At 54.4% G+C, this 13,647-nt stretch carries 11 protein-coding genes and 1 tRNA gene; 7 read left to right on the top strand and 5 right to left on the bottom strand.

Features of this window, described 5'->3' with window-relative positions; all coding sequences use genetic code 11:
* Positions 1-149: 149 nt before the first annotated feature.
* Complete coding sequence (gene lpdA, locus RC85_RS11290; protein WP_068262557.1) at positions 150-1,541, bottom strand: dihydrolipoyl dehydrogenase; 1,392 nt, start codon at positions 1,539-1,541, stop codon at positions 150-152.
* Positions 1,542-1,973: 432 nt separating this feature from the next.
* Between lpdA and RC85_RS11300 the strand changes: the two genes are divergently transcribed.
* The 3 genes from RC85_RS11300 to RC85_RS11310 all read left to right on the top strand — a co-directional run bounded on the left by RC85_RS11300 (position 1,974) and on the right by RC85_RS11310 (position 4,415).
* Positions 1,974-2,924, top strand: a complete 951-nt coding sequence (locus tag RC85_RS11300; protein WP_235033223.1) for a putative bifunctional lysylphosphatidylglycerol flippase/synthetase — start codon at positions 1,974-1,976, stop codon at positions 2,922-2,924.
* A 223-nt stretch (positions 2,925-3,147) separates the two neighbouring features.
* On the top strand, positions 3,148-3,741 hold the full coding sequence (locus RC85_RS11305) for a peroxiredoxin (RefSeq protein WP_068262610.1): 594 nt from the start codon (positions 3,148-3,150) through the stop codon (positions 3,739-3,741).
* Between the two features lie 2 nt (positions 3,742-3,743).
* Entirely contained in the window at positions 3,744-4,415 is a 672-nt protein-coding gene (locus RC85_RS11310; protein WP_068262566.1) for a hypothetical protein, read from the top strand.
* A 386-nt stretch (positions 4,416-4,801) separates the two neighbouring features.
* Here RC85_RS11310 and RC85_RS11315 read toward each other — a convergent pair whose 3' ends face one another.
* From RC85_RS11315 to RC85_RS11325, 3 genes are all read right to left on the bottom strand, one after another.
* A complete protein-coding gene (locus RC85_RS11315; protein ID WP_338060579.1) occupies positions 4,802-5,983 on the bottom strand; it encodes a polyprenyl synthetase family protein in 1,182 nt (393 codons plus the stop codon).
* Between the two features lie 128 nt (positions 5,984-6,111).
* The gene (gene moaC, locus RC85_RS11320; protein ID WP_084422574.1) at positions 6,112-6,600 is read right to left on the bottom strand and encodes a cyclic pyranopterin monophosphate synthase MoaC; all 489 of its coding nucleotides are present in this window, start codon (positions 6,598-6,600) and stop codon (positions 6,112-6,114) included.
* Between the two features lie 286 nt (positions 6,601-6,886).
* Complete coding sequence (locus RC85_RS11325) at positions 6,887-7,459, bottom strand: helix-turn-helix domain-containing protein (RefSeq protein WP_068262572.1); 573 nt, start codon at positions 7,457-7,459, stop codon at positions 6,887-6,889.
* Positions 7,460-8,852: 1,393 nt separating this feature from the next.
* On the opposite strand from RC85_RS11325, the gene floA reads away from it, so the two are divergent.
* The 3 genes from floA to RC85_RS11345 all read left to right on the top strand — a co-directional run bounded on the left by floA (position 8,853) and on the right by RC85_RS11345 (position 11,803).
* Positions 8,853-9,881 carry a flotillin-like protein FloA gene (gene floA, locus RC85_RS11335; protein WP_420821391.1) on the top strand — a complete coding sequence of 343 codons (1,029 nt, stop codon included), beginning with the start codon at positions 8,853-8,855 and terminating at the stop codon, positions 9,879-9,881.
* Between the two features lie 212 nt (positions 9,882-10,093).
* The gene (locus RC85_RS11340; RefSeq protein WP_068262578.1) at positions 10,094-10,555 is read left to right on the top strand and encodes a hypothetical protein; all 462 of its coding nucleotides are present in this window, start codon (positions 10,094-10,096) and stop codon (positions 10,553-10,555) included.
* A complete protein-coding gene (locus tag RC85_RS11345) occupies positions 10,556-11,803 on the top strand; it encodes a sensor histidine kinase (RefSeq protein WP_068262581.1) in 1,248 nt (415 codons plus the stop codon).
* Between the two features lie 101 nt (positions 11,804-11,904).
* On the opposite strand, the gene RC85_RS11350 is transcribed toward RC85_RS11345, so the two are convergent.
* The gene (locus RC85_RS11350) at positions 11,905-13,182 is read right to left on the bottom strand and encodes a glutamate-5-semialdehyde dehydrogenase (protein WP_068262584.1); all 1,278 of its coding nucleotides are present in this window, start codon (positions 13,180-13,182) and stop codon (positions 11,905-11,907) included.
* A gap of 154 nt (positions 13,183-13,336) precedes the next feature.
* Between RC85_RS11350 and RC85_RS11355 the strand changes: the two genes are divergently transcribed.
* Positions 13,337-13,422, top strand: a tRNA-Leu gene (locus RC85_RS11355).
* Positions 13,423-13,647 lie beyond the last annotated feature (225 nt).

Below are 13,647 nucleotides of genomic sequence, written 5' to 3' on the forward strand. Positions count from 1 at the left end.
TCCAGGCTTCAGCCGCTTGAGCACTTAATAGACCGCCGAGATCATAAGCTTCCAAAGCCTTGACTCCAGCAAACACCGCCATGCTTCCGCAAACCGTAAGGTGCGCTCGAATTGCTCGGACAACGGCAGGGACCGCCGTGCCACTGTCACTAGGCCGTGTGAATCGCTCGATTGTCTACGTCCATCGCAGCTTCGTGGATCGCTTCGGAAAGAGTCGGGTGGGCGTGGCAGGTGCGAGCGATGTCTTCGCTGCTGGCACCAAATTCCATCGCGGCGGCGGCTTCGGCGATTAGATCACCCGCTCGGACGCCGATGATGTGAACGCCTAGAACTCGATCGTTTGACGCATCGGCCAAAATCTTGACCTTGCCTTCGGTTTCACCCAACGTGCGAGCTCGACCGTTCGCACCAAACGGGCAGACACCCTTCACGTATTCGATCCCCACTTCTTTCAGCTCTTCTTCGGTTTTGCCCACCGACGCGATTTCGGGGTGAGTGTAAACGACCGCCGGAATGACGTCGTAGTTGATGTGGCTATGGATTCCAGACATTCGTTCCACGCAAACGATCGCTTCTTCCATTGCCTTGTGAGCCAACATCGCTCCGCCGATGCAATCGCCGATCGCGTAAACGCTTTCGACCGACGTTTCAAATTCTTCACCGACCGAGATGAACCCTCGTGCGTCGGTTTCCAGTCCGATCGATTCCAGGCCAAGGTCCGATGTTGCCGGTGTTCGGCCTGTCGCCAGCAGCACACGATCGCACTCGATCGGGTCGCCGTCCTTAATCGCGACGATGCATTGATCACCTTTTCGCTTTGCCGATTCAACAAAGGTGCTGGTGCGAAAATCGATGCCCTGTTTTTTGAAGGTCCGGTGAGCCATGTTCGCAAGTTCACCGTCGATTCCGGGAAGAATCCGATCCATCGCTTCCAGGGTGATGACTTCGCTACCCAGCCGATTCCAAACGCTGCCCAATTCCAAACCGATGTAACCGCCGCCGATGACGACCAAACGTTTTGGAATATCGGGGAAACCCAATGCGGTGGTTGAATTGCCGATTCGCTCGCCGTCTTCTTCGACGCTGCGTAATTTTGCGGGGACGCTGCCCGAACAGATCAAAACCTGATCGGCTTCGATTTGAACATTATCTTTCCCTTCCACTGAAACGGTTCCGACGTCGCGAAATTTGCCGCGGCCTCGATATCCGGTGACGCCTTTCTTTTTGAACAGCATGTCGATGCCGCCGGTCAGCGTGTCAACGATCTGCGATTTCCGCTTCATCATCGCCTGCAGGTCTAATTTGACGTCGCTAACGTTGATCCCGTGCGATGACATCCCATGTTTGGCTTCGTGATACAGATGGCTTGATTCCAAAAGTGCCTTGCTGGGAATGCAACCGACTCGCAAGCAGGTTCCGCCGAATTGGTCGTTTTCGTCGATGCAGGCGACATCGATGCCAAGCTGGGCTGCTCGGATCGCAGCAACGTAACCGGCGGGACCGCCGCCCAGGACAACGAGTTCGTGACGCTTAGTGTTCATTCGGATGGATTGCGGTTTTGAGGCGTAAATGGTCAATCGGTGTAGTGTGGCTTATGATCTGACCAACGAAAAGGCATCTGGGCATCGAAAAGGTCCGGCCGTTTGGATTGAACCCCTTGGATTGAATCTTGTTGACGAAGATACTCGTTCCAATGCCAGACGATGGTGTTGGAAAGCTTTTCCTTTGACTTGCGGGCGGCTTTGCAAACGTGCGGGGGGATGCCCAACGCCGTGAAGAGTTTTGGTCCCGGAAAACACGTATTCGTTCGTTTAACCGCGTGGGCATCGCTCTGCGAGTTTGGCTCTGCGAGTTTGGTTCCGCGAGTTTGGTTCCGCGTGAACGCGCGGGGCGATGCCCACGCGGTTAAACAGTTTAGAAACTCTTCACAGCGTGGGGCGATGCCCAACGCGGTTTACTGCCGAGAAACTTTTTTGATTCATTCCCTTCGCAAATTTGCTGGCCCTGTCTTTGCCGCCATATTGTTCTGTTTTGCAGTTCATTTGTTGCTTCAGGAAGCTCGCAGTATTTCCTGGGATGAATTCAAGACAGCTCTGTTGGGTGTTCCGCCGGTTTATCTGGCTTTTGCAGCGTTCTTGATCGCACTGAATTACGGATTGCTGATCAGTTACGACTTGTTGGCCCTGCGTTATATCTGCCGTTCGTTGCCGCTGCGGCGGGTGGCGCTGGTTTCTTTTTTGGGTTACAGCCTTGGAAACAACTTGGGCACACTGATCGCCGCCACGCCGATTCGATTTCGGTTCTACACGCGGTGGGGGCTGTCGGCGAGCCAGATTGTGGTGCTGATTGCGGTGCTGGGTCTGACGTTCTGGAGCGGGCTTTGGTTTTTGGGGGGGCTGGTCTTGGTGGCGGTGCCGATTGAATTGCCTGAACAGGTTTCGTTGCCGTTTGGCACGCGGACGCTGGGGTTCATTCTGCTGTCGCTGGCGGTGGGGTATTTGATCGTTTGCTTTGCTTGGCGGAAGCCCTGGCCGATCGGCAAACTGCATCTGCGTCCTCCCGAACCCGGATTGATGGCGGTTCAGGCTTCGGTGGCCGCGGTCGATCTGCTGATTTCGGCAACGGCGTTGTACTTGGTGTTGCCGGCCGGTGCCGAAGTGCCCTTTGCGATGGTTTTGTCAGCTTATTTGGTCGGAATCGCAATCTCGTTGATCACGCAAGTTCCCGGCGGACTGGGCGTGCTGGAGGTGATTCTGCTGAAACTGTTGAAGGATTCCGTTGGCGATGGCGTGTTGGCTTCGCTGCTGATTTTCCGAACGCTGTATTACCTGCTGCCGTTGCTGTTCGGCATGGCGACGCTGTTGGCCCACGAAATTTACAGCGGGACGGTCCAGGCCCGGGAAGCTTCAGAAGAATCGCTTTAGCGCGGCGGTCGCGGTGATGGATCCCGGCGATGGATCCCGCGGTGGATCCCGCGATGGATGTTGACTGGTCGCGGCCCGCGGATGACTCGATGGGAGACCACGGAGCAACATTGTCCCCGGCTTGCCCGAATGTTGCCAGCATTCGATAGTGTTACAAATCTTGATGCGAAAAATGCGTCAATTTCTCCTGCCCGATTCCAACCCACGAAGTACGAAGATTGCCATGAGTGTTCTGGTCACCCAGCAAGCCCCCGATTTTACAGCTCAAGCCGTCATGCCCGATGGCCAATTCAAAGAGGTCTCGCTCAGCGATTACCGCGACCAATACGTGTTGCTGTTTTTCTGGCCCTTGGACTTCACGTTCGTTTGCCCGACTGAAATCATCGCGTTCAGCGACCGCACCGAAGAGTTTGCAAAGCTAGGCGTTCAAGTCCTTGGCGTTTCAGTCGACAGCCATTTCAGTCACTTGGCCTGGACGCAAACCGATCGCAACAAAGGCGGCATCGGTAAGACGGCTTATCCGTTGGTTTCCGATCTGAATAAACAAATTTCGCGTGACTACGACGTCTTGCTTGACGGTGGCGTTGCCCTGCGTGGATTGTTTTTGATCGACAAGACCGGCATGGTTCGCCATCAAGTCGTCAACGATCTGCCGCTGGGCCGAAGTGTCGATGAAGCACTTCGCATGGTCCAAGCTCTGCAGCACTTTGAACAACACGGCGAAGTTTGCCCGGCGAATTGGCAAGAAGGCAGCCGCACGATCAATCCCGATGTTGATAAGAGCAAAGAGTTCTTCGACGCCGAATATGCGGGCTAGTTATGTGGAACGTAAGCAAAGCCGAAACCGGTCTGGCGACTTGGACCGTCGGCTCGCAATCCATTGAAGTGGATGCGCGAGGTGGCGGTCACGGGATTAAGTTGACCGTGCAACAAGCGGCTATCGTTTCGTTTTGCCCGATCGATGAAGACAAGTTGCCCGAAGCTTGCGAGCAGTACGTGCGTGGTAGCGGATGGCACGTCAACTATTCGCAAGGCGATTCGTCCTACGCGTTGCGATTGTCGTTTGAACCGATCGAAACCACTGACGAGCGATCGGTGATGGAAGTATGCGTTTCGATACAAACCGATTTGCTGGACCTGCATCCTAAATTGGATATCGAAGTCGATTGCGATGACATCGATTCAGTCGTTCCGCATTGTGATTTTGGCGACGATGCCGTGCGCGGCAGCGGCGTGGCACCGATCTCGATCGCAAAACGTTCATCCAGTTCGGCGAGCATTTTGCTGGGGCCACACGATCACCCGTTTACAACCAATCATTCCACTGACATGACATTACGTCTGCGGTTGTTCGGCGACTTTTTGGAAAAAGGCGTGATCCGCAAGGCTCGACCGTGGATCGTTTTCGATTGCGGCAAAACAGCGGACGAAGAGACGGTGCAGCGGACCTGGAAAGAGTTAAGCGATAGTCCGCTGCCGCTGACGCCGTAAGGACATTTGGTCCGGGAAAACACGTGTTAGTTCGTTTAGCCGCGCGGGCATTGCCTGGCCTGACGAAAATCATTGCAACGCAGCAAATTGGGCAAGCTGAACCATGGCAGACAACACAAACTGCAACGCTGGGAAGCATTGTGGCAACGGCACATTTCCCTGATCGCCAGTATGTAGGCCGTAGCGAGCCAAAGCGAGTTACGGCAATGTGCGCAACGCCGTAACTCGCTTTGGCTCGCTACGGCCTACTTTCAAGGGCGTGACAAGTTGACAGCGACACATTTTCATCAGGCAAGGCGTTGCCCGGGCGGTTAAACAGGTTAGAAACCCTCTACGGCGTTGGGTTGAGGTTCCCTGGGAATCCTGCGAGTACTGCTGGCCGTCTTTCAGAACCGGCGATCGACTGCGAAGTCGGCAAGCGTTAGCAGCGACTCTTTTGCTTGGGTTGGTTCCAATTCGTCCAAAGCCGAAATCGCTTCGCGGCGGAATTGTTGAGCCATCGATTCGGTGTAATCTTTTGCGTCGCTGGCTTCTAGCAGCGGACGAATTGCAGGTAACCGTTCTTCGGACGGACCTCGCAAGATCGCGACGATTCGCTCTCGGTTTCTCAACGAAGATGTTTCCAGCAACCGGATCAATGGCAGGGTCATTTTCCCCTGTTCGATATCGGTGCCCAAAGTCTTGCCGACTGTGTCATCATCGCCCCAAAGATCCAGATAGTCGTCCGCGATTTGGAAAGCGATCCCGATCGCATTGCCGAATCGCCCCAAGGCGTCCACTTGCGATTCAGTTCCGCCGGAATGCAACGCACCCAGTTCGCAAGAAACACGGCACAGTTCGGCTGTTTTGCCTCGCAGAATATCGAAGTAGGTTGCTTCGTCGATGTCCAGCGTGTCACGCTGTAACACCTGACGCATTTCGCCTTCGCAGACCAAACGAGCCGCTTCGCCAATCCATTGGCATGCTTCGTTCGATGCCATCGATGCCGCCAAACGAAAACTCTGGGCGAACAAATAATCACCCAGCAAGATGCTGGTGTGGTTGCTCCACTTTGCATTGACGGTCGGTACGTGGCGACGGGTTTCTGCTTCGTCCAACACGTCGTCGTGGATCAACGTCGCAGTGTGAACCATCTCGATGATGGTACCAAGGATCGTGTGCTGTTCGTTGGTTTCGCCGATGCATTGTCCCGACAACAAAATCAACGCCGGCCGCATGCGTTTGCCACCCAACTGGGTTCCATGTCGCAGCAAGTGGCCGATGGCCTCGTAAGGACTTTGAAGCTCGGCGGCGATTCGTTTTTCGATCTCCGCCATCGGTGCTTCGATTGGCCCGTACATCCGGCGAAGCAGTTCGCTTGCACCGCGGATGTCGGAATTCCCAATCTCGGACGAGTTACGACTATCAGAGTTGGAAAAACTACCCATCTGGCGGTGCCCCCGTTTACCGTTGCTGGCACCAGTGCCGTTACTGGCACAGTTTCCGTTGGAGGGACCGTTGGACGATGATCGCCGCTGGATTGGCGAAGATTCGGTAGGATCGTGTCGAGTGATGGAAGTCAAATCCACTTTGAACTCAGTTGGCGTCGTAAGTTTCTGAAATGGGCCAAACTACTTGCTTGCGGCTGGGCAGCCTTCGCAGTGGAATACCCGAATTTCGGTCGCTAGCGTAACAGAATGATCCCGCTTCGTAATCGCTAGGATGTTTGGCGAACAAAATGGCCTGATTTGCCGCCCGATTTCTCCTCCAACCGGACTGGCCCAATCTCAATCGCCCGGTCGATTGACTTTACCATGTCGTAAACGGTCAAAGCGGCCACGGAAACGGCCGTCATCGCCTCCATTTCGACGCCCGTCTTGGCACTGGTCGTCACCGTGGCTCGACAGACCAGAGTTTGAAAATCCGAATCCGCATCGCCAGATTTCCAATCGAATTCGATCGAAACGGCTTCGATGGGGATCGCATGACACAGCGGAATCAGGTGGCTGGTCCATTTGGCACCGGCGATCGCTGCTAGCCGGGCAACGGTTAGCACGTCCCCTTTTTTCGCGCTGCCTTGACGAATCGAGTCGGCTGTTTGGGCCAACATCGTGACTTCGCCGCTAGCGACAGCAACACGGACCGTTGGCGTCTTGGCTGAAACGTCCACCATGTGAGCGTTGCCGGAGGAATCGAAGTGCGACAAGTGAGCGGTTCGTAGAAGTAGGCTGGAACAAGCGGAGCGCAGTTCCGGCAATCCAACACTGGGGCAATGCAATTGCCGGAACTGCGCTCCGCTTGTTCCGGCCTACGCTGCTTCGTCGTCTTAGTATAAACCAAAAAAAAGGCGTCTTCCATCTGCGGGGATGGAAGACGCCAATCGACGAGGCATTTCGGTTGGCTGCGGCCGGGTTGTCGTCCCGAATCCTTTCAGTCTGACAAACTTAAATCGCAGTAACCTATTGAGGTATGTCTGAAGATCTTCTCAGATCTTAGACGAGCTCTTTCTTGGCACCGACAAGAGTTCGCAAGCGTTCGGCCAACAGGTGGGCGTCGAATGGCTTTTTGAACGTTTCGTTGATGCTGCTTCGATCAAAACTCATTGGCTGCCCGTCATCAGGTAGAAGAGCAATCAAGATAATGTCGGTGAAGTCGATGTTTTTGCGCAAGTTTTGGCAAATTTGAACGGCTTCAATCTTCCCAATCGAGAAGTCGACGATAATGCAATCAGGATTGAAGGACTCGGCTTGAATGCCGGCTTCAAAACCACTTGCTGCGACCGCAACCTTGAAAGCTTTCTCAGGCGGCAATTCCCGCTTGAGGTTTTCGATCAAGACTTGGTCTTGGGCGACGATCAGGCACTTTGCCATCGCTTCGTCTTCCAAATCGCCCAAGGGCATACCGTGCTCTTTGAGAAACTTAATCAAGTATTCTCGTGGAATGCGACGATCTTGCGATCCTGGAATTCGGTAACCTTTTAAACGCCCCGAATCGAACCATTTTGACACGGTTCGTGGAGCCACTTTACAGATCTTGGCGACCTGTCCAGTTGTGAAGACCTTCATACTAGGTTCTCCATAACGCCTCGTTTAATTTCCCCTCAGACAATGGTGCGTCGGTAACCATTGCCCTGTCGGCTCGTCATTCACCTCTGCTGGTCGCCAAAGCAATCGGTCCTGATCGATCACTTTCAATTGCCGACGGTGGGTCGCTGGCAATCAATCCATGGCTCATAGTTTTGGTGCTGGGTCAGAGCCAGCCGGTTCGCATCTTGCGACACTTGCCTAGCGGGAATCCTCGCGGTTTTGATGTTAAATATCGAACTCAAACAAGGTAGTTTGAGCGTCGGGGCAGAAGCGGCGATGACTTCGGCGTCCCATGCCCAGCGTTCCAATGCTCAAAACGATCATCAAAAATGACGCTCGCTCGATCGTGGACCGCTCGGCTATGTTCGCCGACGATTCTCGCGGCCGATTTCCTTGCACAGGTCGGTAATGCCGAAAGACACTCCCATCCCGACTCGCAAATCAGCTTGCATTCCCAGAATCCCCCCTGGGTGAACAACAAATCACGACCGCCACCCGTCTGTCACATTATCCTCCCGAAGGAGTTTCAGCGACAAACGCGGCCGAACAGTTCGCTGTCCGAGAGTTATTGTCGAGCAAATCCGGTCCAACTCTTGAGTGTGTTTGATTCGGAATAGTCACTATCAGCGGTTTTCCTAGACGATGCCGGACCACCGCTGCATGCATCGCCGCGTGCTGTAGACCACGCAGCGATGCAAAAAACAATGCTTTCCGCGTTTTTTGGACTCATCCAAAGGCTTCAAATGCGCGCCAAAGTGGAACAGAATCCTGAGAATTTTTTTTCTGCGACATGCGAGATCAGCCACTCGTGGCGTTGCGACCTGCTGAAACCAGAAACTCGAGGGTTGCCGGCGACCTGCCCGTCGCCGCGAAGGGTTTCTAAATTGTTTAACCGCGTGGGCATCGCCCCGCGCGTCCGCGCGGAACCAAACGCGCGGGGCGAAATGTAGCATGGCGGCCCCCCGCCGTGGACTCACCCCGCGCACTGTGGGGCCGCACGACGCGCGGGGCGATGCCCACGCGGCTAAACGAACGAAAACCTGTTTTCCGCGACCAAATCTCTCCACGGCCGGCGACCTGCCCGTAGCTGATCCCGCCAGGGTTCAGTCGAACGTACACTGAAACGCAACACTGAACCACGACGCTGAAACGCAACACTGAACCCTGGCGGGATCAGCTACAATTCGACAATCGCCTCTTACGCGGTGGGTTGTCGCCAAATGGTCTGCTTGACACTGGTTCCGCCGACCATGAAATTAGAGACGCTCCCGGAACGCTGGCACAATTTTATGCCGCACCTTCTAAAACCAATGCGAACGCATCCATGTTGCTGTTAAACTTTGTCGCGCAGGCCAAGCTTCAAAACTCCCAAATGCTCGGCCTCGTTCTAGCGGCCCTGTTCTTTGGTGTCCTGCTAATTTTCTTCTTCGTGTTCGCTCGCTACTTCGGCTTGTGGATCCAGTGCAAGTTGACTCGTGCTGACATCGGGTTGTGGAGTCTGCTTGGAATGACCTTTCGAAAGGTCAACACGCGAACGATCGTACGAAGCAAGATCATGGCGACCCAAGCCGGGTTGATTGACCCTGACATGACCAGCGAAGCACTCGAAGCTCACTACCTGGCTGGCGGCAACGTCCCGCAGGTCATCCGAGCACTGATTGCGGCAAAGAAAGCCAAAACAATTTCGCTGACCTTCCGCGAAGCTTCCGCAATCGACCTGGCCGGGCGCGACGTGTTGGAAGCGGTCAAAACCAGTGTCTATCCAAAGGTGATTGATTGCCCACCACGCGGGGCCGCGAAGCCGTCGCTTGATTCGGTCGCGAAAGACGGAATTCAATTGAAGGTCAAGGCTCGCGTGACCGTTCGCGCCAACCTTCAACAATTGATCGGTGGTGCGACCGAAGAAACCATCATCGCTCGCGTCGGCGAAGGCATCGTCAGTGCGATCGGTTCGGCGGCAAACCACAAGGCGGTACTCGAAAATCCCGACTTGATCAGTAAAGCAGTGCTCGCCAAGCGGCTCGATTCGCAAACCGCGTTCGAGATTGTTTCGATTGACATCGCCGACATTGACGTCGGTGCAAACATCGGTGCCCGGCTGCAAGCAGACCAAGCCGAAGCGGACACGCAAGTCGCTCGGGCCCGAGCCGAAGGAAAGCGTGCCGCCGCGGTCGCCGAAGAACAAGAAAACTTGGCGAAGATTCAAGAAAGCAAAGCCTCGGTTGTCTTGGCTCAAGCCGACGTGCCACGCGCGATGGCGGAAGCGTTCCGCAGCGGCAAACTGCACATCTTGGATTACTACAAACTACAAAACGTCAGCGCGGATACCGAAATGCGAAAATCGCTAGCCGTGACAACGTCCGAGTACAAGGAACCTAGCGATTCAGACAACGCACGGTAAAGAATTGCCCCGAAACAACTTCCCAACTTCCCAACCCGAACGCGTAAGCGAGGGATTTCCAGGTCAAACAAGATCCCTCGCTCACGCGTTCGGGTTGGGATTTTTTGGAATCCAGTCTCCTGCAAATTGGTTTGGGATAATTCCTAATTACGTTCAGATTCCCAGTAGCTGATCTCACCGACACCTTCACTCAACGCTCTGAAAGCCTCCAAATGCCTAACGATCTCGAAGACTTTCTGCGTCGTGCGGCTCAGCGTCGTCAAGCAAAAGCGGCCGATCAAAAACAGGCTCAGCAACCCGTCCGTCCTGTCCGGCCGCAGTATTCCAACAGCCGTACCGAACGTCTTGCTAGACCAGTTGAGGAACCCGATCCTGTCCTGATGGCCGAGATTGTCGATGAGGATGCCGAATCGCATTCGCGTCAAATCCAACGCTTGGAAGACCAGCGCCGAAGCATCGAAGAAGCTAAAAAGGTCGCCCGCAGGCTGGAAGAGGAAACGGCGAAGAAGCAAAAGAAATCCGCTCAGAAAGATTCCAGCGAGTCGTCGATTCCTCAATCGACCGGACACCCGATCGCAGATCTGCTGGCCAACTTTCGCCGTCCCGGTGGGATTCAACAGGCCATCTTAATGCGAGAAATTCTCGATCGCCCCGAACATCGCTGGCCTGACTGAGTGACTGGCTGGATTTGCTCTGTCGTTGTCTTGGTCGCGGCTTTGATCGTGTTGCGATCCCAAAAGAAACGGGCTGAACAGCTCGCCGTCGATACGCGTCGCCAGATCAACGACGCTGTTTCCGCAGCAGCAAAGTGGCGGGAAAAAGCATCGCAGATCGACGCAGCCGTCGAACAATTGCGACATGGTGTGGTCTTGCTTTCGAACAAGAACAAAATCGTGGTCTTAAACTCGGCAGCCAGCTATCTGTTGAACCTGGGCGACAAGGTCGACTTGAAAGATCAATCCTTTGTCGACCTGATCCGTTTCCCTGAAATGAATCAAGCCATTGCCGCTGCCAAGAATGGCCAAGGCGTTCAGAAGGTTAGCGTGGAAGTGCCAATCGACGGCGGAGTACGGTCGGTGAAAGCACGGGTGACCAAAATCGAAACGCCCGATTCCGATCGCTTGCTGGTGTCGTTGCAGGACGAAACCGAATCGATGCTGTTGGATCAAATGCGGCGAGAATTTGTCGCCAACACCTCGCACGAATTAAAAACACCGCTGGCCGCAATCAAAGGCTACGCCGAGACCGTCGAATTGGCGATCAATGACGATCCCGACGCGGCTCAACACTTCATGCGGCAAATCAACGTCGAATGCCTGCGACTGGAACACCTGATCGAAGACATGATGCAACTCGCTCGTGCTCAATCAGACAATCCATCGCTAACGATTTCAGAGATTCGCTTGTCGGACGTGATCGAACAATCGCTTGCATCAAATCGTCCGGTCGCCATCACAAAATCAATCGACCTGAGTTTTAGTTGTGAAGCTCAGCAGGGTGAAGTCGGGCATAAGTCCGCCATTGTCCGGGCCGATGCCGAGGCGACATTAACGATCATCAACAACCTGATCAGCAACGCCATTCGCTACACACCCAACGGCGGCAAGGTCACCGTCGGCATTCGTGACGCCGATCAGTTTTACTCAGTCTACGTTGACGATACCGGTGTCGGAATTTCACCGTCGGATCAGAAGCGTGTCTTTGAACGTTTCTATCGAGTCAAAGGGATCCGGGTGTACGAGGAATCGCCTGATGGAAATGAACCCAACACTGAATTGAATTCCGAATTAGAAACTCAACGCGGAACCGGCATCGGTTTGTCCATTGTCAAACAATTAACAAAGTCGCTCGGAGGCAAAGTTCATCTCAGCAGCGCACCAGGCGTCGGATCCCGATTCGAAGTCCTGTTACCCAAAGCCTAAAAACGTAGGCCGTAGCGAGCCTAAGCGAGTTACGGCAATGGCCAAGGAGGCGCGAGGATGCCGTAACTCGCTTAGGCTCGCTACGGCCTACGTCTTTAACATCAATGTCGGATTTGACCGTTACCTCGGACGATGTACTTGTACGTTGTCAATTCTCGCATGCCGCATGGGCCGCGAGCGTGAAACTTGTCGGTGGAGATTCCGATCTCGGCACCCAATCCAAAAACGCCGCCATCATTGAAACGCGTACTGGCATTGATCATCACCGCGCTACTATCCACCATCGAAGTAAACGTCTCCGCCGCCTGCATGTTGCCGGTCACGATCGCATCGGTGTGATGCGAACCATATCGGTTGATATGCTCGGCCGCTTTTTGAACCGAATCTACGATCGCAACGCTGATTTTAGGGCCCAAGTATTCGCTGCCCCAATCGGCTTCGGTTGCTTTGGCGGCACCGGTTAAATGTTTCATGGCCGCATCGTCCGCGACGATTTCAATGCTGTGGCTTGCTAGTTTTTCAGCGATGGCGGGCAACGCCGACGCCGCAATGTCTTTGTGAATCAACAGCGATTCACAAGCGTTGCAAACGCCCATACGCTGGCATTTTGCGTTCTCGATAATCGTCGCCGCCATTTCGACATCGGCGTCTGCATCAACATAGACATGACAATTGCCGTCGTAATGCTTAATGACGGGCATGGTCGCGTCTTTGGCAACGCGGCGAATCAGGCCTTCGCCACCGCGAGGAATCGTGACGTCGATCAACTCGTTTAGCTTCAGGAATTCCCCCACAGCTTCGCGATCAGTCGTGGCAACCAACTGAACTGCCCCCTCAGGAATGCCAACTTCTTGGCCACATTGATTCAGGATATCCACGATCGCTTTACTGCTATGGATCGCCTCTTTTCCACCACGCAGGATCACAGCATTGCCGCTTTTGACACAGATTGCCGCAGCATCGGCGGTAACGTTGGGGCGGCTTTCGTAGATAAAGAAGACGACGCCCAGCGGAACACGCTTTTTTAGAATTTGCAGACCACCGGGACGAGTGAACCCGTCCAGGACTTCGCCCACGGGATCGGGCAAGGCGGCGATTTCTGTTAGCCCCGACGCGATCGCGTCCACTCGATCGGCATCCAAACGCAGGCGATCGATCATCGCGTCGGTCAGACCGTAATCGGGTGCGGCTGCAAGGTCTTTTTTATTCGCTTCGATAATCGCCGGAACCGATTGGCGAAGTCGCTCGGCCGACATCACCAGCCATTTGTTTTTGACCTCGGTGTCCAATGTCGCTAGTTGATACGACGCGGCCCGCGCGGCTTCAGCCGTGTTTAAACAGTATGCGGGCAGATCATCGGTTAAGTTCGTGGAAGTCATAGTTCTGCTAGGGTTTTCATTCGGTTGGGCAAACTTCAGCCAAGATTCTCAGGCGGCGATGGTGATACGTCAACGCTGCACATTCACCAGGGGCGTTGACGCCGGGCTTGGATCTGCGAAACTTCGTGCTCTTAGGGACATTGTTCCAAGACATGCGGCCGTGGCGGAATTGGCAGACGCGCCAGACTAAGGATCTGGTGCCCGTTTTAGGGCGTGGAGGTTCAAGTCCTCTCGGCCGCATCTGGACCCTCTCTACAGGGCACCTTTTTGCCCTCTCGCGCTCTTCGCGGGGAACAAAATGCCTCTTTGGAACGTCGAACTGATGACGTTTTGCCAGAATAATTGCCACAAAAGTGGGTTTTGGTAAACAATATCGGTTGTGCGGAATTTATTCGTCTTACCGCTTTTAGCGCGTCGATAAGTCACCTGATGAGTCTCGTTCTGGTCTCCAGAACCAAGTTTCGC

Source organism: Rubripirellula obstinata, assembly GCF_001642955.1.
Taxonomy (GTDB): domain Bacteria; phylum Planctomycetota; class Planctomycetia; order Pirellulales; family Pirellulaceae; genus Rubripirellula; species Rubripirellula obstinata.

Bases quoted from the DNA above. Each gene is read 5' to 3' on its own strand.
- lpdA (WP_068262557.1), bottom strand. From the start codon at position 1,541: ATGAACACTAAGCGTCACGAACTCGTTGTCCTGGGCGGCGGTCCCGCC.
- RC85_RS11305 (WP_068262610.1), top strand. From the start codon at position 3,148: ATGAGTGTTCTGGTCACCCAGCAAGCCCCCGATTTTACAGCTCAAGCC.
- RC85_RS11310 (WP_068262566.1), top strand. From the start codon at position 3,744: ATGTGGAACGTAAGCAAAGCCGAAACCGGTCTGGCGACTTGGACCGTC.
- RC85_RS11325 (WP_068262572.1), bottom strand. From the start codon at position 7,459: ATGAAGGTCTTCACAACTGGACAGGTCGCCAAGATCTGTAAAGTGGCT.
- floA (WP_420821391.1), top strand. From the start codon at position 8,853: ATGCTCGGCCTCGTTCTAGCGGCCCTGTTCTTTGGTGTCCTGCTAATT.
- RC85_RS11340 (WP_068262578.1), top strand. From the start codon at position 10,094: ATGCCTAACGATCTCGAAGACTTTCTGCGTCGTGCGGCTCAGCGTCGT.
- RC85_RS11350 (WP_068262584.1), bottom strand. From the start codon at position 13,182: ATGACTTCCACGAACTTAACCGATGATCTGCCCGCATACTGTTTAAAC.